The 25,673-nt window shown below is 60.2% G+C and carries 22 protein-coding genes and 1 pseudogene; 4 read left to right on the top strand and 19 right to left on the bottom strand.

Annotation, left to right across the window (positions count from 1 at the left end; genetic code table 11):
• Positions 1-39: 39 nt before the first annotated feature.
• The 9 genes from V6R85_RS21135 to V6R85_RS21175 all read right to left on the bottom strand — a co-directional run bounded on the left by V6R85_RS21135 (position 40) and on the right by V6R85_RS21175 (position 12,030).
• The gene (locus V6R85_RS21135; RefSeq protein ID WP_003508278.1) at positions 40-1,917 is read right to left on the bottom strand and encodes a TRAP transporter large permease; all 1,878 of its coding nucleotides are present in this window, start codon (positions 1,915-1,917) and stop codon (positions 40-42) included.
• Between the two features lie 742 nt (positions 1,918-2,659).
• A complete protein-coding gene (locus V6R85_RS21140) occupies positions 2,660-3,469 on the bottom strand; it encodes a cyclase family protein (protein WP_003508279.1) in 810 nt (269 codons plus the stop codon).
• Positions 3,470-3,563: 94 nt separating this feature from the next.
• The gene (locus tag V6R85_RS21145) at positions 3,564-4,676 is read right to left on the bottom strand and encodes an FAD binding domain-containing protein (protein WP_112958790.1); all 1,113 of its coding nucleotides are present in this window, start codon (positions 4,674-4,676) and stop codon (positions 3,564-3,566) included.
• A gap of 110 nt (positions 4,677-4,786) precedes the next feature.
• On the bottom strand, positions 4,787-6,034 hold the full coding sequence (locus V6R85_RS21150) for an oxalate decarboxylase family bicupin (protein WP_112958791.1): 1,248 nt from the start codon (positions 6,032-6,034) through the stop codon (positions 4,787-4,789).
• Position 6,035: 1 nt separating this feature from the next.
• Positions 6,036-6,503, bottom strand: coding sequence for a hypothetical protein (locus tag V6R85_RS21155; RefSeq protein WP_087745436.1), 468 nt, complete (start codon positions 6,501-6,503; stop codon positions 6,036-6,038).
• Between the two features lie 311 nt (positions 6,504-6,814).
• Complete coding sequence (locus V6R85_RS21160) at positions 6,815-7,189, bottom strand: response regulator transcription factor (RefSeq protein ID WP_003508307.1); 375 nt, start codon at positions 7,187-7,189, stop codon at positions 6,815-6,817.
• Positions 7,190-7,255: 66 nt separating this feature from the next.
• Positions 7,256-7,912 (bottom strand): response regulator transcription factor, encoded by a 657-nt coding sequence (locus tag V6R85_RS21165; RefSeq protein WP_060723814.1) that lies wholly within the window; start codon positions 7,910-7,912, stop codon positions 7,256-7,258.
• Positions 7,905-9,485 carry a PAS domain-containing sensor histidine kinase gene (locus V6R85_RS21170; RefSeq protein ID WP_112958792.1) on the bottom strand — a complete coding sequence of 527 codons (1,581 nt, stop codon included), beginning with the start codon at positions 9,483-9,485 and terminating at the stop codon, positions 7,905-7,907. Before V6R85_RS21170 ends, V6R85_RS21165 begins: the two co-directional genes overlap by 8 nt.
• Before the next feature lie 250 nt (positions 9,486-9,735).
• Positions 9,736-12,030: an FdhF/YdeP family oxidoreductase gene (locus tag V6R85_RS21175; protein WP_112958793.1), complete on the bottom strand. Its 2,295-nt coding sequence runs from the start codon at positions 12,028-12,030 to the stop codon at positions 9,736-9,738.
• Between the two features lie 415 nt (positions 12,031-12,445).
• Between V6R85_RS21175 and V6R85_RS21180 the strand changes: the two genes are divergently transcribed.
• The 4 genes from V6R85_RS21180 (at position 12,446) to V6R85_RS21195 (ending at position 14,557) form a co-directional block, all read left to right on the top strand.
• The gene (locus V6R85_RS21180; protein WP_003508311.1) at positions 12,446-12,964 is read left to right on the top strand and encodes a Dps family protein; all 519 of its coding nucleotides are present in this window, start codon (positions 12,446-12,448) and stop codon (positions 12,962-12,964) included.
• Positions 12,965-12,983: 19 nt separating this feature from the next.
• Positions 12,984-13,964: an alpha/beta fold hydrolase gene (locus V6R85_RS21185; protein WP_112958794.1), complete on the top strand. Its 981-nt coding sequence runs from the start codon at positions 12,984-12,986 to the stop codon at positions 13,962-13,964.
• A 67-nt stretch (positions 13,965-14,031) separates the two neighbouring features.
• Positions 14,032-14,202: a hypothetical protein gene (locus V6R85_RS21190; RefSeq protein ID WP_003508313.1), complete on the top strand. Its 171-nt coding sequence runs from the start codon at positions 14,032-14,034 to the stop codon at positions 14,200-14,202.
• A gap of 151 nt (positions 14,203-14,353) precedes the next feature.
• Positions 14,354-14,557, top strand: coding sequence for a hypothetical protein (locus V6R85_RS21195; protein WP_003508314.1), 204 nt, complete (start codon positions 14,354-14,356; stop codon positions 14,555-14,557).
• A gap of 153 nt (positions 14,558-14,710) precedes the next feature.
• Here the strand turns inward: V6R85_RS21195 and V6R85_RS21200 are convergent, their stop codons facing one another.
• The 10 genes and pseudogenes from V6R85_RS21200 to V6R85_RS21245 all read right to left on the bottom strand — a co-directional run.
• Positions 14,711-16,033, bottom strand: a complete 1,323-nt coding sequence (locus V6R85_RS21200) for an epoxide hydrolase family protein (RefSeq protein ID WP_112958795.1) — start codon at positions 16,031-16,033, stop codon at positions 14,711-14,713.
• A gap of 197 nt (positions 16,034-16,230) precedes the next feature.
• Positions 16,231-17,649, bottom strand: a complete 1,419-nt coding sequence (locus V6R85_RS21205; RefSeq protein ID WP_112958796.1) for an aldehyde dehydrogenase family protein — start codon at positions 17,647-17,649, stop codon at positions 16,231-16,233.
• A gap of 310 nt (positions 17,650-17,959) precedes the next feature.
• Entirely contained in the window at positions 17,960-18,376 is a 417-nt protein-coding gene (locus V6R85_RS21210; protein ID WP_112958797.1) for an Ohr family peroxiredoxin, read from the bottom strand.
• Between the two features lie 145 nt (positions 18,377-18,521).
• On the bottom strand, positions 18,522-19,838 hold the full coding sequence (locus V6R85_RS21215; RefSeq protein ID WP_112958798.1) for an ATP-binding protein: 1,317 nt from the start codon (positions 19,836-19,838) through the stop codon (positions 18,522-18,524).
• Positions 19,835-20,575 carry a response regulator gene (locus tag V6R85_RS21220; protein WP_112958799.1) on the bottom strand — a complete coding sequence of 247 codons (741 nt, stop codon included), beginning with the start codon at positions 20,573-20,575 and terminating at the stop codon, positions 19,835-19,837. Before V6R85_RS21220 ends, V6R85_RS21215 begins: the two co-directional genes overlap by 4 nt.
• Positions 20,576-20,670: 95 nt before the next feature.
• Positions 20,671-21,717 carry an alpha/beta fold hydrolase gene (locus V6R85_RS21225; protein WP_112958800.1) on the bottom strand — a complete coding sequence of 349 codons (1,047 nt, stop codon included), beginning with the start codon at positions 21,715-21,717 and terminating at the stop codon, positions 20,671-20,673.
• Positions 21,718-21,918: 201 nt separating this feature from the next.
• Positions 21,919-22,677, bottom strand: coding sequence for an alpha/beta hydrolase (locus V6R85_RS21230; RefSeq protein ID WP_112958801.1), 759 nt, complete (start codon positions 22,675-22,677; stop codon positions 21,919-21,921).
• 45 nt (positions 22,678-22,722) lie between these two features.
• Positions 22,723-24,471, bottom strand: a complete 1,749-nt coding sequence (locus V6R85_RS21235) for a cytochrome c biogenesis protein DipZ (protein ID WP_212318630.1) — start codon at positions 24,469-24,471, stop codon at positions 22,723-22,725.
• Between the two features lie 172 nt (positions 24,472-24,643).
• Positions 24,644-25,153: a cytochrome P460 family protein gene (locus V6R85_RS21240; RefSeq protein WP_003508332.1), complete on the bottom strand. Its 510-nt coding sequence runs from the start codon at positions 25,151-25,153 to the stop codon at positions 24,644-24,646.
• 367 nt (positions 25,154-25,520) lie between these two features.
• Positions 25,521-25,673: pseudogene (locus tag V6R85_RS21245) on the bottom strand (MFS transporter); the annotation flags it as partial.

The following is a 25,673-nucleotide window of genomic DNA, read 5'->3' on the forward strand; positions in this document are numbered from 1 at the left end:
GCATCATTCATCGGCGTGGCGGGTGGACCCGCCACGGTCTTAGAGCAGAATGGTCGAAAAGCCGGGGATTGCGGCGATCAGCAGCAGGCCGATGACCATGGCCGCGAGATAGGGCCAGATGGCGCCCATGGCTTCATCCGGCGAGACGTTGCCGATCTTGCAGGCGATGTAGAAGCCGATGCCGATGGGCGGCGCCATCAGGCCGATATTCATGGCAACCACCACGACCATCGAATAATGGATGTCGTTGATGCCAAGTGTACGGGCGATCGGGAACATGATCGGCGCGAGCAGAACGATCGCCGGCAGACCCTCCAGAACGCAGCCGAGGATCATGAAGATCAGGATCGACACGACCATATAGGTCATCCAGCCGCCCGGCAGATCGGTGATCATCGCGGTCAGCTGGAAGGCAAAGCCGCTCTGCGTCAGCCCCCAGGCCATGGCCGATGCGCAGCCGAGGATCAGCAGGATCGCCCCGGAAAGGGCTGCCGTCTCGACCAGCATGGAATAGAGCTTTTTGAGGCTGATGCCGCCATAAAGCACCGCGCCGATGATCATCGCGTAGAGCACGGCGATAGTGGACACTTCGGTTGCCGTGGCGACACCGCCGCCCACCAGGCTGCGGATGAGGAAGGGCAAAACGAGCGCCGGGGCGGCAATCAGGGCTGCCTTGCCCACCAGCGGCCAGGGGGTGCGCTTTGCACCTTCCATGTTTTCATGCCGCGCCTTCCAGCGGGCCAGAACGGCCAGCACCAGAAGCAGCACCATGGCAATCATGAAACCGGAGGTGAAGAGGCCGGCAATCGACACACCGGCCGCCGACCCCAGGACGATCAGCACGATGGAGGGCGGAACCGTATCGGCCATGGCGGCACCGGTGGCCAGAAGCGCGATCATTTCCTTGGGCTTGTGGCCACGGCGCTTCATTTCCGGAAAAAGCGCCGGTGCGACGGTTGCCATATCGGAAACCTTGGAGCCGGAAATGCCGGAGACGAGAAACAGCGAACCGAGCAGCACATAGGACATGCCCGCCCTGATATGGCCGAACATCGAGGACAGAAGCTCGACAATCGCCCTGCCCATGCCGGTGGCATCGAGCACGCAGCCCAGCAGCACGAAGACCGGCACTGACAGCAGAATGATGCCGGACATGCCCTCGTCCATGCGCCCGATCATCACAATGGTCGGAACCCAGGTGGTGAAGGTCAGATAGGCGAGGGTTCCAAGGCCGAAGCAGAAGGCAATCGGCACGCCCAGCACCAGAAATACCGCAACGAACAGGCCGAGGAAGATCGCCAGATTAAAATTGCCGAGGGATTCCAGCATCGGCGATGCCAGATAGAGCAGGCCGGAGGCAACGGCGACGGTTACAAGGGCCGTGATGATATCGCGCAGCTTTTCCCGCCGGAAAAGATTGTTGAGCACCAGAAGCAGCATGAGACAGGCGCCGACCGGCAGCGCCGCAGCGCGAAACGACATCGGAATATTCAGCGCTGCTGACGTGACCACCCATTCCTCGATGGCGTATTCCATGGCGGGCTTGATGATTGCTGCAAGAAATGTCGCCACCAGCACCAGCGCCAGCGAATTGATATAGCCCAGAACACGTTGCGGGAACATGTTGAGAAACAGCGTCAGGCGCAGATGTTCACTGCGATCGATGGCAATCGCCGCACCCAGCATGGCAAACCACAGGAAGCACAAGGACGCCGTTTCATCGATCCAGACAATCGGTAGATGCAGGGCATAACGTGACGTCACGCCCAGCAGAAGCAGGCCGATCATCACCGCCAGCAGCACGGCCGCCACGGCCTCGATGGGGCGCATGAACCACGAGCCCGTTACCGGTCCGGTGTGCAACAGTTCGCCATCGAGTACAAATACGTCGTCATTCGCGTCTGCGGTCATGGTCATCGGGGCCTCCTCTCCCACAGAACAACCTTCGCAATAAGATGTCAGCAAAACAGGATGTCCATGCCACGACCGCGACATCAGGATAGCTGTTGTTGCCAGACTGGCCAGACCCCTCCAAAAGTCTGAATGTATCGGTATATTGCCTCCACAATATGGACCACTACAAAACCATGTATCCGGGATACACAGGAATATTTGTGAAATCAACAGTAAATAGACGGATTTGTGCAGTTTATTTGCGCATCTGCAAGGTCCATATAGTGGATCATACTTTGTTTCGATCTTCATTCGCCGGTAACGACCATGCAGCACGGCACCTGATGCAAAGGCCAGCCAATGCAGATCGTGTCGGCCCGACCGGGGCAGGCCGCCATACATGCGGGGTGCCTGCGTCGCGCCACGGAGAGCCGGAAAACATTTCTGCTTAGCCTTGAACTGGCTGGGATGGGGAAGGGCCTTGACGTGACGACCACTGGTCGAACTGGGAAAATGACGGTGGTGCGGCTGAGCACTCTCTAACCGGCAATCCGGGCGTTGATTATCTCTTGAAATTCTCCCGTGCGGAGGTTTTTGCGGCAAGGGGATATGTTCTCAGCGATGCCGCCGCCCGGCGTTCTTCCTGTCAGGCGCGGGGCGATGTTTCGCCCCGCCTTTTCCCGAACAACCGCGGCGGATTCGGAGCGGCTTTATCTGATGCAGCAGGTGAGCCGCTGGTGCATCCGGGCCGCCCGCAATGCTGCTTTCAGACCAGGGCCAGAATCCGGGCCGGACCGCCTGTTCCGCCACGATGTGCCGGCGCGCCGACGACGACGGTTGCGCCCTTGACCGGCAAAGCCTCGAGGTTGTTGAGGCCTTCGATACCGTAGCGCCCGGCCGGAAGCCAGGAATTGTGAACGGCGAAATCGGCAGAGTTGCCCGGATCCAGCGAAAGCGTGTCGACGCCGATCGCGACCGTGTCGCGCTTGAGCAGAAGGTCGGTTGCCGACTTGCCGAAACCGGGAAAGGCGAATTTTCCGGCGTCGTCGGTGCGGAATGAGGGGCTCTTCACTCTGGTTGCCCAGCCGGAGCGCAGGGCGACGATCGCACCTGCCGGGATATCGCCATTTGCAGATATCCAGCGCTCGATGTCTTCAGCCTCGATGGTGGAATTGGCATCCTCTTTTGCGCGGTCGGTGATGTCGATGATGACCAGCGGCGCGACAAGTTTCTGCGGCTCCAGCTGATCGACGCTCGCGCCGTCGGCGCTGAAGTGGAACGGTGCATCGATATGTGTGCCGGTATGTTCGTAGATGGTGAGCTTGTGGAGCTGATAACCATCCTTGGTGATATCAGCTGCCCATTCGTATTCGATGCCCGGTTTGCCGTCGAAGGTGGGAAATGCGGAATCATAGGTGTGGGTGAGATCGATGACCCGTCCGGGTGTTTGCGCAAGCACCGGAGCCGCGAGGCTGCCTGCCGCCACCGCCGTTACACCGGCCACGGCGCCCTTGAACAGCAGGCGTCGTGACAGCATGTTCTTTTTCACGTTCTCGATCACGCAGTGGTTGCACATTCCTCAGTCCCTCCATTGAGAAATCCCTGATCGCAAGCGTAGCGCAAAGATGGGGTGAAGCAAGACAGGACCGTCCCTGATTTTTGACCCGTGTTCAGATGGCGGTTTCGGCAAGTCGCCGCCCAAAGGCTGCAATTGCCTTGCCCACCGGCAGGCGGCTTCTCTGATATCGTGAAAGGGCGGTGGGCAGGTCGTCCGTTTGCCGCAGGGCGTCGCGCAGCGCCATTGCGTCTCCCGCGGCCTTGGAAACGCCCATCGCGGTGTGAGGGCGAACCACAAAGGCGGCATCTCCGACCAGCGCCATGCGCGGCGACACCATCTGTTCAGCCTCATAGTCAAAAATGCCTTGGATCGATGGGTTTTCCTCCGCTTCCACCGCAAGCGCCAATTGCGGCGGCAGAAGGGAGGACGCGTCCCTGCGCAGTTGCTCGCGGCGCTGCTCAGTCAGTTCGCCACGGGGCAGCGAATATTCGAAATGCCTGCCGTCGCGGCCGGTGAAGGTTCGGCCAAGCTCATCGGCCGGTGTAGGACGATACCACACCCAGTTGTAACGGCGCTGTCCATGTTGTGTCTCACCAAGTGGCCCCGGCACGAGGTAACCCAGAACATGAATTCCGGGTGTGATGTAAAAAGCGAAGCGGTCGAGCAGCAGGGACGCATCGGCCGGTAATCTGGTTTCGGGTATCAGCCCGCGCCAGGCGACATAACCCGCAAAGGCGTTTTCCGAATGGCGATTGACCGCCTTGCGGATGGCCGAACCCAAGCCATCCGCGCCTATTACGAGATCAGCGCGCTCTTGCCTGCCGTCGGCGAAGGACAGCATCACTCCATCAGGGCCTTCCCGAACCGCGTCGACATGGTGTCCCAGGAGATAGGTATCGGCGAGGAGGCGGGAGGACACGCGCTCAAAGAGGTAGTCCCATGAAATCTGCATCTGCGGCGTCTTCTGGCGCTGGGCCACGCGGCCGCCAGCATCGAGGTAGATGCGCTCCTTCGCAACCACACCGACATGGGTGACGTCTTCGCAGCCGATCTGGTCCAGAACCTCGAACAGGTCCTGCTGCGGCACCAGTCCTGCACCACGCCCGCCGAGGCCGGACGACGAGCGTTCGTAGACTTTCACATCGTGCCCGTCCTGCTGCAGCAATATCGCCGTGAAAAGACCGGCAAGCGAGCCGCCGGCGATGCGGATTGTCAATGGTTTCATGGCCGTTCCTGTCTTTCGATATTGGTTTTGCGGCGTCGCGCCTTGTCTCGGTGAGAAAAGACCGGCGGATCGGACATGCCGAAACGCCGGTCAATGGGCGGACAGGATGTTCAGCCCGGCATGATCGCCGGCTGGTTTGCGGGAAATTTCGCCACGTCTTCGACGCTGACGTTGAGGTGCTGGGCCACCAGCGCCGGTGGGGTATGCGTCAGCCAGAAGGACAGGCTGACCTCCTGGTATTCGGCGGTCTTGAAGACCGCGACGAATTGCAGGTCGGTCTTCCCGGTATTTTCGATGATGTGTCCCTGACTTCTTTTCACGTAACCGATATCGCCGGCGCGGAAATCGGCGGTCTGGCTGCGCGGGCCCGCGTCGAACACGGTCATCCGGCCTTCACCCTTGATCCAGTATTGCCATTCGTCCGCATTGGGATGCCAGTGCATTTCGCGCACACCGCCGGGCTTGATCGTTTCGATGGCGGCGGCGATGGTTTTGGACACGGTAAAGGCGCTGCTATCCGCAAGGCGAATGACCCCGGCAGCATTTTCCTTCAGTGGTTTTGATGCAGCGAGTTTGTAGGTGAAAGGGAATGGGGGAAGTCCCGCGCCGGCAACGGCTTCCTGATCCCTGGAGAGCGGTCCCGGCTCCTTGCCCTGGAAAATCCAGAGGTTCTGCAGCGGAATGTTCCGGAACACGTCCTGCGCGACGCCGAAATTCTTGGCCAGCAGTTCGGGTGAGGTATGCGCCAGCCAGTCCGTCAGAAGCAGGGTGCCATATTCGGACTGGTCGCCTTCGTCGAACACGATGACGAATTCGCACCCTTCAGGGCCAAGTCCCTGCAGCGAATGGGGGTAGCCGGCCGGAAAATACCAGAGATCACCGGCCTCGACATCCTGCACATAGGCGCGGCCCTGCGTATCGAGCACCGTGATGCGGCAACGGCCATTGGTCATGATCGCCCATTCTGCGGCACGGTGCCAGTGCATCTCACGAACGCCGCCCGGTCCGAGCCGCATGTTGACGCCGGACACGGCATCCGAAATCGCGAAGTCCGATTTGGTCACCTGACGTGCCCATCCGCCGTTCTGGATACGCTTGGCGGCGTTGTTGAACGAGCCCCAGAAGAGCTGCATGTCGCCCACATCGGTCGCCGGCGGGCTCTGGAAGGATGGAAACTGATCGTTGATCGCAGGGTTCTTCGGGCCGGGATCGCTGAGACCCGCGGCATTGGCGTTGATTGCTCCCTCGGCGGGCTGGTCGGGATTGCCGAAAGAGGCTGCCCCGGCCGTGCTGGCGGCAAGGGCGGTGCCGCCGACGGCGCCGATTGCGAGGACTGCGCGTCTGGTCAATGTTTCCATTTCAGAACTCCTTGTTCATGGCGAGTTGGGACGAGGTGTCGATAGAGCGGGTCTGTGATGCGAGCTGGAGCACGGCGATGCGGTCGATCAGCTCGGCATTGAAGAGGCGGTGCTGCAGCTGGCAGAAGGCCTTGGGATCGAGCGCGTCGTGCCGGTCCGTTTTCTGGGCGGCGCGGGTGGCGACGCAGGATGTCTTGTCCAGTGCCGGAACAGCCTGTGCGCCTTTGGACGTTTCACTGAGCGTCGGCGCGGGAGCGGAAAGTCCGCCCAGCCTGTCGATCGCCTGTGGTGTGAGGGTGCGGAAGGCGCTGGCTGATGCGACGTCTTCGGAGGCCGCAAGCGCCGGTTCGCCATTCCTGATCAGGAAAGCATTGCCACCGAGCACGGCAACCGTACCCAGTGCCAACACCGCTGCGACTTTGAGACGACGGGGTCTCTGCTCGTCCGCATTCTTGCTGATGGAGGTCATGCCCTGCTCCTAAAAAGGGTGATGGTGTCGTCAGGAACGTTCGGAGGGGAAGCGCTTGACTGGAGCAAAGGCTACGGCGGAGAAGCGGAGCCGGCATCTATACAGAGGTCTAGTTCGTATAGCGGAAGGTGTTGGCGGCGGGATAAGCGCCCAGAGGCATCCGCTCAATGGCAATGCCTGCCCGGACGCCAGGCGTCGGAGCATGAAATAGCGACGGATTTCACTTGGAAGAGATGCAAGCAGAGCGATGGAAGGCTTGTCTGCGAGCGGATATAGGCTGGCTCGCCCGCTCGGTGGCGAAGCGTCAACCGTCAGGACGGCCGGGCGAGAACGGATTCCAGGCATCCGATCAGACTGACGATATTGACCGGCTTGCCGAGAAAGGCCAAAGCGCCGCCGTTCAAGGCCGCATTCCGGGTGCGCTCATCCTGATAGGAGGTGACGAAGATCATCGGCGGGTGGTTGCCGCGCCTGTTCAGCTCGCTCTGCAACTCGATGCCGGAAAGACCGGGCATTTTGACATCCACGACGATGCAGTCGATGTCCGCCTGCTGCTTCGATTCCAGGAATTGTTCGGCAGAAACAAACAGGCGGCATTCGTAACCGAAGGACATGATGAGATCATCCATGGCTTCGCGAATGGCGGGATCGTCGTCGACGACGGCAATGACGGGAACGGGGGGCAATGAAAGCGACCTTTTCTGTTTTTCTTTCTTTCTCTATGCGCCCATGCCGCTCTCAAAGATACCATACTAAGATACAGGTGGCCTGAACTTCTCGCCGATCAGCTCCGCTTTCCGCACGAGGTCGGCAACCGATCTCGCTTCCATTTTGCGCATGACATTGCCTCGGTGCAGTTTCACGGTGACTTCGCTGATGCCGAGCTCATAGGCGATCTGCTTGTTCATCAGGCCGCGGACAACGGCGCCCATGACCTCGCGTTCCCTTGGCGTCAGCTGTTCGGCAAGGGAGGTGACTGCCTCGTTCTGGGCGCTTTCGCGGCGGCGCGACGCATCCCGCTCCATCGCGGCCGCGACGGCGTCCAGAATGTCCTGTTCCTTGAAGGGCTTGGTCAGAAAATCGACAGCGCCGGCCTTCATCGCCCGCACGCTCATCGGGATATCGCCGAAGCCGGTCATGAAAATGATCGGCATCCGGTTGCCGACGCGTTCCAGCTGCATCTGGAAATCAAGACCGCTTATGCCCGGAAGCCGCACATCAAGCAGCAGGCAGCCGGGCCGGTTCAGATTGGCTTTTTCAAGAAAGGCGGCGGCGCTGTCGAAAGCTTCGGCATCGAACTTCATGGAGCGGAAAAGATCGGTGAGCGCCTCGCGCATCGACACATCGTCGTCGACGATGAACACGATGGGTGACGGCGGCTCCTTTGTCGTCTTGCGTGGCTCAGGCATGTTCCATCTCCTGGCTGATCGGCATGGAAATGGTAAAGACCGCCCCGCCGAGAGGATGATTGTCACCGGTAAGCCTGCCGCCCCGTGCTTCCAGTGTCGTGCGGCAGATGGACAGCCCCATGCCCATTCCCGTCTCCTTGGTCGTGAAAAACGGCGAAAACAGCTTTTCCTTCATCTGCACCGGGAAACCCGGTCCATTGTCGTGAACCGCAATATGAATATTGTCCCTGTCTTCGCGCTCCTTCCGCACCGTGATGGTGCGATTGCCGGTGCCCGCCTCGTCCATGGCCTGAATGGCATTGGTGAGAAGGTTGATGAGGACCTGCTGCAATTCGATCCTGACGGCCGTTATCGGCGGCGTGGCCGCTTTTTCCACATGCACCGTGGTTCCACTGCGTTCCAGCTCATGTTCGAGAAGGCTTAGCGTTTCGTCGATGAACTCATCGAGGTCGAAGGTTTCCAGCTTGCCGCTCGTATGGGCGAGCAGGCTGCGCGTGTTCTGGATGATTTCACTGGCGCGCTGCCCGTCGCGGATCATGCGTTCGGCCGAGCGGCGGGCGGCGGCAATATCCGGCGGATCGCGATCGAGCCAGCGCAGCAATGTCTGCGCATTGACGATGATGGCGCCAAGCGGCTGGTTCAGTTCGTGGGAGAGCGATGCGGACATGGCGCCGACGGCTGCCGCCTTCGAGGCCTTTGTCAGCTCCGCCTGTGCCTCGGCCAGCGCCTTCAGCGCCATTTCGCGCTGGGTGATATCCACCATGCTGACCACCACACGGTTGAAGGAGGCCGCCTCCGCGGGGAAACTGATTGAAAGAAGCACCAGCTTGTCTTCGCCGACGTCGGTGCGCACCACCACCTTGTCTTCGAAAACACGCCGGTTGTCGATGATCGCCTGCAGGACATCGACGAACTTGCCGGACGAAGAAACGACCGATTGCTGGAGGGTGCCGCGGATAGAGGAATCGTAACCCAGCATTTCCTTTCCGGCTTCATTCGATGCAACGACCGTGATGAGATCGATGCATTGCTGCGTAAAACCCGGATTGGCGCGCGCATGGGCCCGCATGTCGGTGATGCCCCGTTGCTTGAGGCCCATCAGCAGGGCGTGAAGCTTCGAATAGTCGCGTTCCCAGAGTGCGACGCGCGTACGGTCGAAAATGGAACGATAACGCTCCTCGCTTTCCTTCAGCGCCGCATTGACGGATAGCATTGCCAGCCGGGCGGTCTCCGTTTTCAAAAGCAGCATGGTTGTGACGGCAAGTGCCGCAAGGGCGACGACCAACCGAAGCGCCGACTGGAAATCCGCATCCTGCGCGTGGGTCGCTGCATAGGACAGGAGGGAAAGAATGGCGCAGGCGCAGGAGATCGCGATCAGTCCCGACCAGCTTACAGTCTGCGCAGCCAAAAGGACCGTGATGACATAAAGCACCGCGATCGCGCCTTCTATGTCGGTATAGGTATCGACGTAAAATACCGCGGCCGCCAGCGCCAGCGCCCCAAGGCCAAAGGCCAGATGGTGGGCTCGGCCTTCCGGCTCGCGCGCGCGAAACATCCTTGACGCAATCGACATTGTTCCCCCGATGCGATTTTTGCCGACAATACGGTTTTTTCAGCACAACCTGACCTATACATAGGTCTTGGTTGCCACCGTCGTCGAAACATCAGGATAGCGGTAAAACGGCACGGCGCTATATCGAAAAATCCGCATATATGGCCGGTCATCCACAGGCCATGCCTGATGGCCCGAGGTGAGGTCCAACCCAAACGGTGGGGAGAAGAGCGCGCAACGACCGCTGCGTTGCGCGCCGGGCCTTCGGTCGTCAGGCGGCTGCCGGGCTCACCGTGATCGGGACACCCTTGTAGGAAGGCGTTCCGGAAAGGCGGTCATAATGGCCGAGCGCCACCACCGCATTCATTTCCGGATAATAGCCTGCGGCCGACCCCTTCGGGATATTGTATTCGACGGCGGTGAAACCCTGAACGAGGTGTCGGTCTTTATTTTCTGGGCCGATGCCGTGAATATCGATGCGATCACCATCCTTCAGGCCGCGCTCCGCAAGGTCGTGCCGGTTCATGAAGATGATGTCCCTTCGGCCGAAGACGCCGCGATAACGGTCATCCATGCCATAGATCGTCGTATTGTACTGATCGTGACTGCGGATCGTGGTCAGCACGAGGGCTTCCGGATTGGAGATGAGCGGGTCTTCCTCAAGTCCTGTGGCGACAAGGAAATTGGCCTTGCCGCTCTGCGTGTTCCAGCGGCGGAAGGAGGCCGCGACATCAAGGCGAAAGCCGCCTTTTATCCGAACCCGGCTGTTGAAATCCCTGAAATCGGGAAAGACCTCTTCGATCTTGTCACGGATCCGGTCGTAATCGGCAATCAGCCAATCCCAGTCTATTCCATGGCGGCTGCCGATTGTCGCTTTGGCGATGCCCGCGATGATGGCCGGCTCCGACCTGACCAGCTCCCCGGGCGGGTTCAGGAAACCGCGAGAGGCATGCACCATCGACATCGAGTCCTCGACTGTCACGGCCTGCGGGCCCAAGGACTGGGTATCCAGATCGGTGCGTCCAAGGCAGGGCAGGATCAGCGATATCTTCGCTGTCAGAAGGTGCGAGCGGTTGAGTTTTGTTGCGATGTGAACGGCGAGATCGAGGTTGCGCATGCCCTTGAAGGTCGCGCCGGTATCCGACATGGCGACGGCGAGGTTTCCACCAAGACAGATTAGCACCCGGGACTCGCCGGCAATGATCGCCTCGACGGCCTCTATGGCATTGTGGCCTTTTTCCGCAGGGGGACGAAAACCGAAAGCGCGCTCCATGCCGTCCAGCAGCGCCTTGTTCGGGATTTCGGTGATGCCGACGGTGCGGTCGCCCTGTACGTTGGAATGGCCGCGAATGGGCGCTATTCCCGCACCCGGGCGGCCCATATTGCCGCGCAGCAGCAGGAGATTTGCGATCTGCTGCACGTTGCCCGTGCCTTTGGCGTGCTGCGTGATGCCCATGCCGTAACAGATGATGACATTGGAGGCGTTCACATAAATCCGGGCAGCGCTTTCAAGCGCCTCCTTCGTCAGCCCACTGACGGAGCAGATGGTGTCCCAGGAGGTAGCGTCGATGTCGGCGCACAGTGCGTCGAGACCGTCGGTGTGTTCTTCGATGAAGGTTCGGTCGAGCACACCGGCACCACCCGCCTTCTGGTTTTCTGCATCCAGTTCGAACACCGCTTTCATGATGCCCTTGAGGGCTGCGAGATCGCCGCCGGTGCGCAGTTGATGGTAGGCGGAGGCGATGGGCGTCGAAGAGAGTGTCGCCATTTCGATCGGGTCCTGTGGCGCGGCGAAGCGTTCCAGCGCCCGTTCCTTCAGCGGATTGAAGACCACGATCGGCACGCCGCGTTTTGCGGCATTATGCAGCGTCGTCATCATGCGCGGATGGTTGGTGCCGGGATTGTGGCCGAAGCTGAAGATCGCATCGGCATGATCGAAATCCTCTAGCGTCACCGTGCCTTTGCCGACGCCGATGGATTTCGGAAGGCCGACGCTGGTGGCCTCGTGGCACATGTTGGAACAATCAGGGAAATTGTTCGTCCCATAGGCGCGCACGAAAAGCTGATAGAGAAAGGCGGCCTCGTTGGACGCCCGGCCGGATGTATAGAATTCCGCCTTGTCGGGGTCGTCGAGCTTGTTGAGTTCCTGCGCGATCAGATTGAAGGCGTCGTCCCACGCGATTGGCTCATAGCGATCGCTTTCGGCATTGTAATGCAGGGGAAGGGTCAGCCGGCCGGCATCCTCCAGCTTGTGATCCGTCCATTGCCACAGTTCGGAAACCGTATGCTGGGCGAAAAATTCGGGTCCGGATCGTTTCGCCGTCGATTCCCAGGTGATGGCCTTGGCGCCGTTTTCGCAGAACTCAAAGGATGAGGTGTGTTTGGGGTCGGGCCAGGCGCAGCCGGGACAGTCGAAACCTTCGGGCTGATTGGCCTTGAGCAGCGTCATCGTGCCCTGCGCGACGATCTGCTGGTGCGCGAGCGTTTTCGCAACGGCTTTCAATGCATCCCAGCCGCCGGCTGGGTGATCGTATTTTTCAATACCTTCGGGCCGTTCTTCCGCCATGTTGGAATTCCTTCGATTTTGCAGATTGACGATTGTCGTGCCCGCTGAGGCTAACGCAACGGCGAAAGAGTAAACATAATACTCAGGCATAGGTTGCCTGCAGGTCCGAGGCCGAAACGAAAAAAAGGCCGCCTCCTGCGGCGGGGGCGGCCTTGGCGGATCGGGAGGAGATCCGCAGCTCCGGGGGAGGGGGACACCGGAGACGATGGCTTCTGCGAGCCAATCGCCCTGGGGCGGGGCGACAGGCGAAAACTATCCCGGGTTCGAAATTGCCGAAACTACACTTAGGTATCGGGTGGACTGTACCAGCAGCCGATTTCTCCCGAGCCATCCTTCTTTCTATCCTCGGTGCCGATCAGACAGCCGCAACAGGGGCGCTCAACAACGGGCGGTCGATTGCAAAAGGAGAACGATCATGGACACGACCACAGCCGCCAAAAACCGCAAGCTTCCACTCGCAACGCCGACCGACCTTGGCGCTGAAGCGAGCCGCGACATCTCCGCTGCGCTGACCGCGCTGCTGGCGGATGTCTTCACGCTCTACATCAAGACCAAGAATTTCCACTGGCATGTTTCCGGTCCGCATTTCCGTGATTATCACACGCTGCTGGACGAACAGGGCGCCCAGATCTTTGCGATGACCGACGACATTGCCGAAAGGGCGCGCAAGATCGGCGGCACGACCATCCGCTCCATCGGCCATATCGGCCGCCTCCAGCGTCTCCTTGATAATGACGCCGACTTCGTCACGCCGGAGGATATGCTTGCCGAACTGCGTGAGGACAACAAGCAGCTTACCGCCATCCTGCGGCAAACGCACAGCCTCACCTCCGACCTCAACGACCACGCCACCACCAGCCTGATCGAAAACTGGATCGACGAGACCGAGCGCCGCACCTGGTTCCTGTTTGAAACCACCCGCCGCGCCCGCTGAAACCAGGCAGGAAACCGAAATGACCGACAATCCTATCGAGCTCGCAATTTCCAGACGGTATGTTCTGCTGGCCGGCGCCGCTCTTTCCACCGCGATGGCCATGCCATCAACAGCCTTTTCAAAATCCATCCCATCCCGCAACGAAGGAGCATTTCCAATGACCGGATCATTCGTAAAGACCAAGGACGGCGTCGATATCTATTTCAAGGACTGGGGTCCGAAGGATGCCCAGCCGATCGTCTTCCATCACGGCTGGCCTTTGTCCTCCGACGACTGGGACGCGCAGATGCTGTTCTTCGCCCAGAACGGTTACCGCGTCGTGGCCCATGATCGTCGCGGCCACGGCCGTTCCCAGCAGGTGAGCGACGGCCACGACATGGATCATTATGCCGCCGATGCATCCGCCGTTGCCGAACATCTCGATCTCAGGAATGCGGTTCACATTGGCCACTCGACCGGCGGCGGAGAGGTTGCGCGTTACGTCGCCAAATTCGGCGAGCCGCAGGGCCGCGTTGCCAAGGCCGTGCTCGTCTCCGCCGTTCCGCCGCTGATGTTGAAGACGCCTTCCAATCCCGGCGGCCTGCCGATCGAGGTCTTCGACAGTTTCCGCAAGGGCGTAGCCGAAAACCGCGCCCAGTTCTTCCTCGACGTGCCGACCGGTCCGTTCTATGGCTTCAACCGTCCGGATGCCAAAGTCTATCCCGGTGTCATCCAGAACTGGTGGCGTCAGGGCATGATGGGTAGCGCCAAGGCCCATAATGACGGTGTAAAAGCCTTCTCGGAAACCGATCAGACGGAAGACCTGAAGGCGATCACGGTGCCGACGCTCGTTCTCCACGGCGATGACGACCAGGTCGTGCCGATCGCAGATTCTGCCGAATTGTCGGTCAAACTGCTGAAGAATGGTACGCTGAAGGTGTATAAGGGGTATCCGCACGGCATGCTGACCACCCATGCCGATGTCATCAATCCGGATCTGCTGGCCTTTGTGAAGAGCTGATCACCGGAAACGGCCGCCGCCGGAAAAAGCGGATGGCGGCCAATTTCTCGCGCGGAAGGAGATTCCGATGCCGTTCAAACCATCTTATGAAGACCTTGCCCTTCGTGACGGCATCGCAAGCCTGCCCGAGATGGAGGATATTCAGCTGGAGCTTCCTCTGTCCCCGCAGGCCGAGGCGGAAAACCGGATCGACGCGAACCCGGAGCCGTCGAGCGACGAAACGAAATTTCAGGACTGATCGATGCGATCGCCGTCCTCGACGGTAGCTTATTGTATCAGCAACCAGTCTGACTACATCGAGGTACCGTTTTCGGTTTCGGTGGAAAACTCTCGACACAACGCTTCTCCATCAAGTGACGCAATATCGTTATTCATGATGGAGATCCGAGATGACCAACGCAGTGTCGCTTCTGTCGATCCGCAGGGTTTTGAATGAGTTCTGCGCAGAGAACCGCCTGCCGATCGGCTGCTCGATAGCCGTTGACGCCGCAAAATACCTGATCAGGATCGCCTCCACGGACGCCGTGTCCGGATCAATGCTGCGATCTGCGCTGGATCAGTGGATGGCGGAACGTGTCGCGGTTGCGGCCTGAAATCTCCTGGCCTCAGATACGGAAAAAGCCGTTCCTCGACTGGTGTCGAGCGACGGCTTTTTTGGTGCAGAAACGCCCAAGCGTTAAATCGGACAGCAACACGAGGATGTGGTGAAGCGCGGTCCGGGAACCGCGCTTCCAGAATGACGTCTCTCAGCGCAGCTTTCTGAAAGCGTCACGAAGCTCTCTTGAGAAGATCCCGGGCTGCTCCCAGGCGGCGAAATGTCCGCCATGATCGACCTGATGATAATAGGTCAGCGATGGATAGGCCTGCCTGCTCCAGCTCTCCGGCGCCTGATAGATTTCCTTCGGGAAAACGGTGATGCCGACGGGGATCTTGATGTCCCTTGTCTTCTGGGCGTCCGCGCTGAAGTTGTTGTTGTTGTTTTCCCAATAGAAACGCGCGCCGGACGCGCCGCTGTTGGTCAACCAGTAGAGCGTGATATCGTTGAGCATTTCATCCCTGGAAAGCACGCTTTCGGGCTCGCCATTGCTGTCGCTCCATTGCGCGAATTTCTCGTAGATGAAGGATGCAAGACCGACAGGTGAATCCGACAGGGAATAGCCGATCGTCTGCGGTCTTGTGACCATCATTGCGCCATAGGCAGCGTTCCTGCCGAAAAACTCTTTGAGCGAGTCATAGGCATTTCGTTCCTGCGCAGACAGGTCCGCAGGGGCCGGATCACCGCTGTTGATGGCTTTCATGAGCGTAGCGGGAACGGTGGCCGGCATATTGAGATGGATGCCGAGCAGACCCTTTGGCGCCTGCCGGGCAAGCGCATCGGAAATGACCGAACCATGATCGCCGCCCTGGGAAACATAGCGCGTGTAGCCGAGGCGCTTCACAAGGGTGTCCCAGGCGCGCGCAACACGGTCCGGTCCCCAGCCCAGATCGGTCGGATGGCCTGAAAAACCATAGCCGGGGATGGAGGGAATGATCACGTCGAACGCGTCTTCGGCTTTGCCGCCATAAGCGGTCGGGTCCGTCAACGGGCCGATAACTTTTGTGAACTCGAAGATTGAACCCGGCCAGCCGTGGGTGAGGATGACAGGCAAGGCGTTGGGATGGCGTGAGCGGACATGAATGAAGTGGATGTCGACGCCGTCGATCGTGGTGATGAACTGCGGCAAGGCGTTGAGTTCTTTCTCTGCATTTCGCCAGTCATAGTCGCTGCCCCAGTATCGAACGAGATCCTGAACCCGCGCCAGCTGGATGCCCTGGGAGATATCGCCAACGGTTTCCTTATCCGGCCAGCGCGCATTCCTGATCCTGGCCTTGAGGTCGTCAATCTGTGACTGATCGACATGAACCTGGAACGGCCGGATGCTGTCGTCGGCAGAGGCGGTTTCGGATTGGGGTGGTTTGACAGTCTCAACTGCCAAGGCAGGGGTGAAGGCCATCAACACGGCCATTGCAGACCCAAGGACAATCGCGGTGCCGTGCCCGCCTTTTTCCGGGTGAAGGACGTCGGTCATATTTCTCTCCATATCGGTGTGTTCCGCGACCATTTCGCGTCCGAAACAGGTAGATGTTGATCGTATCCCGGCTGTTTCTTTCGACCTGCTGTTGCGTCACCAAACGTCGGTTTTCGCACGGCTGACACTTCTGGATACAAAGTCGGCCTGAAGCAGAACGGAGAGTGCGCCGTGACCGGCGCTGCAGACTTCTCGCGTTACGGGGTGAGAACGGCTCGCGGTTCGAGCATGCCGTCGAGACCGAAGGCGCCGATCTCCCTGCCGATACCGGATTGCCTGAAACCGCCGAAGGGGGCGCGAGGATCGTGCGGTGCGCCGTTGATGACGACGCGGCCGGCCATCAGCCTTGCGGCTATGTGTTCGGCACGTCTGAGGTCGGATCCAAGCACATAGGCCTGCAATCCGTAATCGCTATCATTGGCGATCTCGACGGCCTCATCTTCGTCCTCATAGGCGAGAAGACACAGGACGGGACCAAAGATTTCTTCGCGGGCGATGCGCATTTCGTTCGTGACATCTGCGAAAATTGTCGGGCGGGCGAACCATCCTTTTTCAATCCCGGCCGGTCGTCCGGTTCCGCCTGTCAGCAGGGTTGCTCCTTCTTCGACACCAAGCCGGATGTAAGTCTGAATCCTCTCCCACTGGGCAAGGCTGGCGAGAGGGCCTACCCGAACCTCCGGATCACGGGGATCGCCAACTTTGAATTTTTCAGCCGCCATCCTCAACCGCTCGGCAATCTCGGGGAGACGGGACCGCGGAGCCAGGATGCGGGTACCCGCGACGCAGGCCTGGCCGCTGTTTGCAAAGCCCGACATCAGGGCGACAGGTATGGCCTTGTCGAGGTCGGCATCCGGCAGGATAATGGTGGGTGCTTTTCCTCCCAGCTCCAGAACCACTCTTTTCATGCCGTCGATAGCCGCGCGTTGAATGATCTTTGCAGCCTGGGTGGAACCGGTGAAACTGATGGTCGCAACGTCGGGATCCTGCGTCAGCGCCGCACCGACCACCGGACCCGTGCCGTTGACAATGTTGAAAACCCCTGCCGGCAGGCCGGCCCGATGCAGCCTTCTCACCAGAATATCCGTCTGAAACGCACTCTGTTCGGCCGGTTTGATGACGAGGGACGAGCCTGAACCGATTGCATGCGCAAGCTTGGTGGCGATAAAACCGAAATTGCTGTTCCAGGGCGTGATGGCGGTGAGAACGCCGCGCGGCAGCATCGTGACCGTGCTTTTGCCCACGACCCGGTCAAAGTCGTAGTTCGCCACGGTCTCAGCCATAACATCAAAAATCGACGCTGCGTTTTGAACGGAGAAAGCCGTGAAATAAGCGGGCGCGCCGTATTCTTCGGTCATGACCTGCGTGAGCTCATCCGGTCGCTCTGCGATCGTATCGCGCAGGCTGCGCAGCATATCGATACGCTGCGCCTTGGTGGATGTTGCCATGGCGGGAAAAGCGCGTTTCGCGGCTTCCACTGCGGCCCTTGCATCATCGGCGTTGCCAAGCCGGACATCGCCGATTTTTTCTTCCGTTGCCGGATTGAAAAGGTCCAGCCGTTCATTGCCGTCTGGCACCACAAATTTACCGTCGACATAGATGTGTTCAATTGATCGCATTGATCTGGCCTCGTTTAAGATGGTTGGAAATCCGGCTCGTCTGGCCGCCGCGGAACGCGCTGGAGGCGCGCCGCATGGGGAGCAGGCAGGCTTCCTTGAGTTGATCAGAGGGATGGCAGGAAGAAGTTGAAACGCGAAAACGGCTGCGGCGGGCGCCGAGCCGTTCCCTTGTGGTCACATCGATGAAACTGCGCCCAGAAGTCCTGCAAGCGGCGAGGGCTCGTCGGATGTAGCATCATATACGCACGGTGCTGCGAATATCGCCGCAAACACGATGGCGACGACAAACGCACGGGCGGAAACAATCGGCTTAAGCGAGCTTGAGCGTAACATCGATGTTCCCCCTGGTTGCCTTCGAATAGGGGCAGATCTGGTGGGCATCCTCTATTATCGTCTGCGCGATGGGACGATCGATACCGGGCAGGCTGACAGTCAGGCGAGCCTGCAGAAAGAATTCGCCACCCGTTGTGCCGAGGTCGACCTCCGCATCGACAGTGGTGTCGGCTGGAAGCCGGAGCTGGTGTTTTGCCGCCGCCTTTGTCATGGCGCCGATGAAACATGCCGACCAACCTGCCGCAAAGAGCTGCTCGGGATTCGTGCCCGGCTTTCCGCTGCCCGGAGGGGAAAGCTTGATGCCAAGCGCGCCATCGTCACTTTGCGCCGATCCGTCACGCCCACCGGTCGTGTGGGTCTTGCCGGTATAAAGAACAGTCTCGATCTTGGTCACGGGAGGTTCCTTTCATTTTGCCGCTGTTGCGGCGTTTCGTGATAGGAGCTTTGTGACGGATCGGCGTATCCGGCATGTTTCCGGAAACTGCAAAACTGTATCGAAAAGTATCGTTGTTACTGGTTATCGTTGACCTGCGTCCCTCTCAGGCAAAAGCCACCTCGGCTGCAAGCCCGCCGCCTTGCCTGTTATAGAGGCGCACCGAGCCGCCGATTGTTCCGGCGAGCTGCTGCGCGATCGCAAGTCCGAGTCCTGTTCCGCCGGTGTCGCGGTTTCTCGAGGTTTCAATCCGGAAAAAGGGCTGCATGGCATTTTGCAGCATCTCGTCGGGGATGCCCGGCCCACGATCGAGCACCGTGATGACGACGGTGCCTTCAGTGCGCCGGTCGACCTTGATTTCCGCACTGCCCCCGAATTTGAGTGCGTTATCTATCAAGTTCGTCAGGATTCTTCGCAGGGCATGTGGCTTTGTCGATACTGTGCCGCGCACCATACCGTCAACCGTGACTGCTTTTCCGGTATCCTGATAGTCGTAGGCTAGGCTGTCGATGAAAGAGGCCAGATCGATACGTGAGGATTTCTCGCCATTGCCATGAGCGCTGCGTGCATAAGCGATACCATCCTGTACTAGACGTTCGATTTCACGCAGGTCACTGACCAGCTTTTCCTTTTCCGGCGTATCGTCTGCCATGTCGGCCCGCAACCGCATCCGGGTGATGGGCGTCTGCAGGTCGTGCGAAATCGCCGCGAGAATCTGGACCCGCTCCTCGAGGTATTGGGCGACGCGATCGCGCATCGCGTTGAAGGCGCGGGCGGCGTGGACAACTTCGCTTGGGCCGCTCTCACTCATCGGCAACCCCTTTTCGCCCGGATCCAACGCTTCGGCTGCCGCAGCCAGCGCGCTGAGCGGTCTGGTCGTCTGTCGCACTGCAAACCAGGTGCACAGAAGAAGAAGCGCCATCTGCGCGGCGAAGACATAAGGCAGCCATTCCGCCAGCGGCATCACGCCGCGCGGTGTCACGTCAATTGTCAGGGGCGAGCCGTCCGATAGCGTCAGATGCGCCTGAAGCCGCTTGCCGTCGCCGGGAATGGACTCGACCTTGACGGGGAAACGGTGTCCTGCGGCCTCCTCGATCCTCTGCGCAATTTCAGCGCCGCGGCCGGACATGTCGGAAACACCTGGAACACCCGGGCCGAGGACGAGTTGATAATTGCTGCGGCTCAGGCGATGGACCCATTGCGCCCGCTCTTCCGCAGGCAGGCGGTCGATTATGGCGATCGATACAGCCAGATCCTGCTCAAGAGTGCCGAGCATGATCGCCTTTGCCGACATATATCGTTCGGCAAAGAGGATGCTGAACGACAGACCGTAGGCAATGGCGAGGCCCGCAAGCAGGATGATGAAAAGTCTGGACCGCAACGAGCGCGGCCACCAGCCGGCGAGCAGGCGTGGGCCGTTCATATCCTCGGCTCCGAAATCTCCACGGGCACCGCAAAGACATAGCCCTCCGCCCGCACGGTCTTGATGTAGACGGGTTCGCGCGCGTCATCCCCCAGCCTTTGGCGAACGCGGCTCACGAGAAGATCGATCGACCGGTCAAAAAGTTCGGCATCGCGGCCCTGCGTGAGATTTAACAGCTGGTCCCGGTTGAGGACGCGCTGGGGATGATCGATGAAGACCCTGAGGAGCCGGTATTCGGCGCCGCTCAAGGCCACGGTCGTGCCCTCCCTGTCGAGCAGGTGACGGCCCACCGTGTCGAGGCGCCACTCACCAAAGGTCAGGAGCTGCCCGGCCTCGCTGATCTGCAGATTGGGAGGCAGCATCCGCGTCCGGCGCAGTATGGCTTTGATCCGCGCAAGAAGCTCACGGGCAGCGAAGGGCTTCGACAGATAGTCGTCGGCGCCCATTTCGAGCCCGATAATGCGATCCATCTCGTCATCGCGGGCCGTCAGCATCAGCACCGGCGTGGCTTTGTGTTTCCCCGCCCGCAGCTCTCGGCATAAAACTAGCCCGTCATCGCCAGGCATCATCACGTCGAGCACGATGAGATCGACGGTATTGCCGTCGAGAAAACTTCTCATCTGCCGTCCATCGGCCGCCACGCGCGTGCGCAGGCCGTTCTTCTTCAGGTAGCTGGAGACCAGCTCCCGGATTTCCCTGTCGTCGTCCACGACGAGAATATGGTCGATATGGTCCATTGGATGCCTTCGTCGTCCGGACGGTTCGAGTGGCCCGCTACCGCGCGCCCCGCTGTCACATGCAGTAAGACAACGGTTCGCGGGCTTCGGCAAGTTTAAAGCTTTGCGACGTCCAGAACAGCCCTGGCAAAAGCTTCTGGCGCTTCCTGCGGAAGGTTGTGGCCTATGCCGCCGATGATGTTGCGGTGCTGGTATTTGCCGGAAAACTTCGATGCATAGGCGGAAGGGTCCGGATGCGGAGCGCCGTTCGCGTCGCCTTCCAGCGTTATCGTCGGCACGGTGATGACGGGAAGTTTCGCAAGCTTACGCTCGTAATTATCGTACTTGGCTTCCCCGTCTGCCAGTGCCAACCGCCAGCGGTAGTTATGGATGGTGATGGCCACATGGTCGGGATTGTCGAATGCGGGGGCCGAACGATTGAAGGTCTCGTCACTGAATTTCCAGGTCGGAGATGCCGTCTGCCAGATCAGGCGCACGAAGTCGCGGGTGTTCGCTGCGTAACCCGCACGGCCGCGTTCCGTCGCGAAATAGAACTGATACCACCACGAAAGTTCCGCCTTGGGCGGAAGTGGCTTTCTATTGATTTCCTGACTGCCGATGAGATAGCCGCTGACCGACACGAGCCCGGTGCAACGCTCGGGCCAGAGTGCGGCCATGATGTCGGCGGTGCGAGCGCCCCAGTCATAACCGGCCACGACGGCCTGTTTGACGCCGAGTGCGTCGAGAAAGGCGATCATGTCGACCGCAAGCGCCGCCTGCTGTCCGTTGCGTGCCGTGTCGTCCGAGAGAAAACGGGTCGTGCCATATCCGCGCAGATAGGGGATGAGTACCCGATATCCAGCCGATGCAAGGATGGGTGCGACATCGACATAGCTGTAGATGTCATAAGGCCATCCGTGCAGCAGCAGCACGACTGGGCCGTCTGCGGGGCCGGCTTCTGCATAACCGACGCTGAGTACACCCGCTTCAACCTGCTTCAGGGCGCCAAAGGAGGTGGCTCCCTCGTGTCCGGTTGACGGCTGAGGCGAAGGCGCTTCGCCCTTGGCATGAGCAAGGCCTGCGGCCCCGAATTCGACGGCGGCAACCGTCATTGCGGCAATGCCGAAGAAGCGGCGGCGCTGGAAATTGATCTCGGAATTCATTGCTGTCTCTCCTGTCCATGTTGGATGCGGGCAGGTAACGCGGTGCGTGTATCCTCGATGTGTCCCAAGGGGGACGAATGTGAATGGTTTTGTAGCAGGGGGCATTCCGGATACAGACTGATACATTCGGTCAGCCCTCTGGACGCAATCAGCCGCCCCGGTGTCTGGGGCGGCTGTGTTGGACTTCGAGGCGGGCGCGGTTTATTTCGCAGATTGCCGGGCGGCCTGTTCGATGACGTCTGCAACCTTATCGGGCTGGGAGGCAAAAACCGCATGGCTTGCAGCAATCTCGGTCACCGCACTGCCGGCGCGCTTGGCCATGTCACGTTCGAGATCGGGGTTGATTGACCGGTCCTGCGTTGCGACAATCGACCAGCTTTTTTTGGTTTTCCAGGCGGGTTCGCCGGCCTTGGCGGCAAAGGCGGCCTTGGCGGCGAAGACCTGACTTCTTGCCATGAAGGCCGCGTCCTCACGCGGCAGATCGCCGGCGAAATCTTGTCCAAAGACGGCGGGATCGAGATAAAGGAACGTGCCATCCTTCGTCGGCTTGATGCCGTTGCCGGCCGGCGGTTTGGAGCCGGCGAGGTCGAGAAGGCTCTCTCCTTTCTCCGGCTGGAAGGCGGCGACATAGACCAGCCCGGCCACATCCGGCCGGTTGCCGGCTTCCGAGATCACCATCCCGCTGTAGCTGTGCCCGACAAGCAGGCTCGGCCCCTGCTGGAGATCGAGAACACGGTTGGTGGCCGCCACGTCATCGGCAAGAGAGGTGATGGGCTCCTGCACGATCGTGACGTTGAAACCACGGCTCTCAAGGATGTCTGTCGCCCTGCGCCAGGCCGAACCATCGGCCAGCGCGCCATGGACGATGACGATATTCTTCACCTCTGCCGCTTGTGCGGCAAAGGCGATCAGCGCGGTTGCGACGGCAAGCGCGAATTTTGGCATGAGACGATGGTGCATCATATTTCTCCTTTGGTTTTGATGGGAACGGGAGGAAAATCCGGGTCAGCCGAAAGTGAAGGCATAGGCCTGCGCGCCGGGGTCGAGGAAGCGGATGGCAAAGGTTCTCGCTTCGACGGCGCCGGTCTGGCGGACGAGCTGGTAAAGACGGGTTGAGGTGACGACGCCATTGCCCTCGGCATCCGTGTCGGCGCCATGATCCGCACCCGGCGGATGCCCGTCGACGGTGACCTGGAAACGAACCGGTTTTCCGGCGTTTGCCGGCCCAAGGACCAGATGCAGGTCACGGGCGCTGAAGCGGTAGGTTATGCCGCCATCAGCCGCATCAAGTGTGGCCGCTTCCGCGCCAACCGTCCAGGTACCGGAAAGTCCCCATTCGTTGAGGGAAGGCGTCTTGACGGAGTAGTCGCGCGGCGTGTCTGCACGCATCGCCTCGTTGGATGCGAAGCTGCGAGCCTGCCGGTAGCCTATATAGGTTTCGCCCGAGCGCATGTGCCCGATATCCGCACCGGCTTCGGCTCCTTTCGCCTCCGGGCTCACCGGCGCGCTGGCGGAGGCGCTGCTGCCGGCCTCGCGCAGCAGGTCCTGGATCGCCTCTTCGGTCTGCCGGTAATTGCCCTCGCCGAAATGGTGGTAACGGATCTGGCCCCTGGCATCGATCAGGTAATGCGCCGGCCAATAGCTGTTATCAAAGGCGCGCCAGATCCTGTAGTCATTGTCGATTGCCACCGGGTAATCGATCTTGAAGCCGGCGACGGCCTGTCTGACATTGTCGATCTTCTTTTCAAAGGCGAATTCGGGGGCGTGAACGCCGATGACGACGAGGCCCTGATCCCGGTATTTGTCCGCCCAGGCACGCACATAGGGAATGGTGCGGATGCAGTTGATGCAGGAATAGGTCCAGAAGTCGATGAGCACCACCTTGCCACGCAATTGCTCCCGCGTGAGCGGCGGGGAGTTGAGCCACTGGACGGCGCCATCGAGGGATGGGGCCTTGCCCTCAACCGGCAGCTCCGACCGGGCCGCGGCTGCGCTGCCGCCTGCCGCCGTCGTCACTTCAGGCGCTTTGGCGGTTTGGAGCCGATCGAGCACCCGCTGTTCGAAGGATGCCGTGCTCGCATAGGAAATCTGCGACAGGACACCCGTATCCAGCCCGAGTGCGATGACCGTGACGCCGGCAAGCACCGCCGCGCCAAGCGCCTGCCGAATCCGCTCGCTGAAACCCAGAGACCGCTTCATAACCGCAAATACCCGGCCGCCGATGAGGATGGCGACGGCAAGGGATGTCGCTGCCCCGGCGGCATAGGCGGCAAGCAGCAGGCTCGTTTCCAGATTGGCCCCCTTCAGGGCCGCCCCCGTCAGCACGAGCCCGAGGATCGGTCCGGCGCAGGGCGCCCATAAAAGGCCGGTGGCGATGCCGAGTATCAGCGAGCCCGCAATCGTCGGTACTGACCCGGGCTTGCCGGCGGCATTGGCGAGCCGGTTACCGAGTTCGACGACCGGGCGGGTGATGATGCTGGCCGCACGGGGCGAGACCAGCCCGACGCCGAAGACCGCAAGCAGCGCAAGAGCCGCGAGCCGGCCATATTCATTGGCGCTGATTGCCCAGCTGCCGCCCACCGCGGCCAGCGTCGCGACGGCGCAAAAGGTTGCCGCCATTCCCGTAAGCAGGGGCAGCGTGCTGCGCAGGAACGGTTGCCCGGCCCGCGCAAAAACGAAGGGAAGGATGGGCAGGATACAGGGGCTGAGAATTGTCAGCGCCCCTCCGAGATAGGCAATGACCAGAAACGTCATCATCTTGTCCTTTCAGGCAGGAATTTGCGGCTCCGGGCGGCGAAGGCGACCCGGTGATGGCGCCAATTTCCCGGTCTCACGTATCCCTGATGTGTCGGGGCTTCGGTGAATTTGTATTCGAGTGTAAAAGCCGCCAGCGGCGCACGGCCGCGAAAGCGAAGCCTGTCATTCGTCACTGCGCATAGCGCGTGAAGACGAAATCATGGTCCTTGACGTTGCCTTCGTGGCAGGAGAGACAGGTCTCATGCTGTGCGGCATCCACCGGCTTGCCGTTGACAAACCGCCCGAAGCCCCAGCCGTGGCTGCCGGCATATTTCTTGGAATCTTTCACCATCACCTGCACGGTGGTTGCCGCTCCCGGCACCGTGGCCGGAGGAAACTCGGTGGATTGCTGCCGCTTATAGGCAAGCTTCACCAGTATCGAGCCATCGGGAAAGGGCAGGGTTCCGCTCTTGTAGGCGTTGACGGCGATATCGTTTGCCAGAACAGCGCGAAGCTCGTCCAGCGGCGGCGCTTCCTGCGCGGGCGCGATGAACTTCCAGTCACGATATCCTTCGGGAAGAGTGACGCCATAGATGGGAGAGGCGTTTTCCGGCGGCGTGTCCGCAAAGCTCGAATAAGCGGCCCCAAAACCTGCTCCCGCAACCGAGAGAACGACGGCAAAGAAAATCTGGCTCTTCATGAAACATCCTGCCTGATCCGAAAAAGATCAGGCAATGATCTGCGCCGGAGGTATCCGGCATGTTTCATGAAACCCGCATTTATGTATCAGATCGTAGCAGGGAATGTGCCCATCAAGCCTGTGGCTAGATCAGCCTTTCCGCGACGCATTCTTCATCGTTTTGCCGCTTGCGACAGCAAACCAGCGTCGCCGGCCAAGAAACATTTCCGGTGTGGCGGCATGCAGATGCGCAGGAACGACAGTGCGATACCGAGAGCGGGGGACCGGGAGCGTTAAAAACATGCGTGCTGGCGTCAGGCAACGCCAGCACAATTGCGCGTAATCAGGTGCCTTGCCTCCAAAGGGTGCGAGGAGGAAAAGGCAACAATCAATCAGGACGCTGCAGCAAGGCCAGAGCGACCGTGGATGCAGCCAGGATCGCGGTCAGAGCCAGCGGAGCAGTTGCACCGTAGGAATCCACGATATAGCCGCCGAAAACCGCACCGATACTGATGGCCACCTGAAAGGAAACGACCATCAG

The organism is Agrobacterium sp. CCNWLW32, from assembly GCF_037083425.1.
Lineage (GTDB): Bacteria > Pseudomonadota > Alphaproteobacteria > Rhizobiales > Rhizobiaceae > Agrobacterium > Agrobacterium radiobacter.

Bases quoted from the DNA above. Each gene is read 5' to 3' on its own strand.
- V6R85_RS21200 (WP_112958795.1), bottom strand. From the start codon at position 16,033: ATGACCGACGTCCTTCACCCGGAAAAAGGCGGGCACGGCACCGCGATT.
- V6R85_RS21175 (WP_112958793.1), bottom strand. From the start codon at position 12,030: ATGGCGGAAGAACGGCCCGAAGGTATTGAAAAATACGATCACCCAGCC.
- V6R85_RS21205 (WP_112958796.1), bottom strand. From the start codon at position 17,649: ATGCGATCAATTGAACACATCTATGTCGACGGTAAATTTGTGGTGCCA.
- V6R85_RS21135 (WP_003508278.1), bottom strand. From the start codon at position 1,917: ATGACCATGACCGCAGACGCGAATGACGACGTATTTGTACTCGATGGC.
- V6R85_RS21225 (WP_112958800.1), bottom strand. From the start codon at position 21,717: ATGAATTCCGAGATCAATTTCCAGCGCCGCCGCTTCTTCGGCATTGCC.
- V6R85_RS21220 (WP_112958799.1), bottom strand. From the start codon at position 20,575: ATGGACCATATCGACCATATTCTCGTCGTGGACGACGACAGGGAAATC.
- V6R85_RS21155 (WP_087745436.1), bottom strand. From the start codon at position 6,503: ATGACCTCCATCAGCAAGAATGCGGACGAGCAGAGACCCCGTCGTCTC.
- V6R85_RS21240 (WP_003508332.1), bottom strand. From the start codon at position 25,153: ATGAAGAGCCAGATTTTCTTTGCCGTCGTTCTCTCGGTTGCGGGAGCA.
- V6R85_RS21230 (WP_112958801.1), bottom strand. From the start codon at position 22,677: ATGCACCATCGTCTCATGCCAAAATTCGCGCTTGCCGTCGCAACCGCG.
- V6R85_RS21170 (WP_112958792.1), bottom strand. From the start codon at position 9,485: ATGTCGATTGCGTCAAGGATGTTTCGCGCGCGCGAGCCGGAAGGCCGA.
- V6R85_RS21180 (WP_003508311.1), top strand. From the start codon at position 12,446: ATGGACACGACCACAGCCGCCAAAAACCGCAAGCTTCCACTCGCAACG.
- V6R85_RS21140 (WP_003508279.1), bottom strand. From the start codon at position 3,469: ATGTGCAACCACTGCGTGATCGAGAACGTGAAAAAGAACATGCTGTCA.
- V6R85_RS21165 (WP_060723814.1), bottom strand. From the start codon at position 7,912: ATGCCTGAGCCACGCAAGACGACAAAGGAGCCGCCGTCACCCATCGTG.
- V6R85_RS21150 (WP_112958791.1), bottom strand. From the start codon at position 6,034: ATGGAAACATTGACCAGACGCGCAGTCCTCGCAATCGGCGCCGTCGGC.
- V6R85_RS21195 (WP_003508314.1), top strand. From the start codon at position 14,354: ATGACCAACGCAGTGTCGCTTCTGTCGATCCGCAGGGTTTTGAATGAG.
- V6R85_RS21215 (WP_112958798.1), bottom strand. From the start codon at position 19,838: ATGAACGGCCCACGCCTGCTCGCCGGCTGGTGGCCGCGCTCGTTGCGG.
- V6R85_RS21185 (WP_112958794.1), top strand. From the start codon at position 12,984: ATGACCGACAATCCTATCGAGCTCGCAATTTCCAGACGGTATGTTCTG.
- V6R85_RS21145 (WP_112958790.1), bottom strand. From the start codon at position 4,676: ATGAAACCATTGACAATCCGCATCGCCGGCGGCTCGCTTGCCGGTCTT.
- V6R85_RS21235 (WP_212318630.1), bottom strand. From the start codon at position 24,471: ATGACGTTTCTGGTCATTGCCTATCTCGGAGGGGCGCTGACAATTCTC.
- V6R85_RS21190 (WP_003508313.1), top strand. From the start codon at position 14,032: ATGCCGTTCAAACCATCTTATGAAGACCTTGCCCTTCGTGACGGCATC.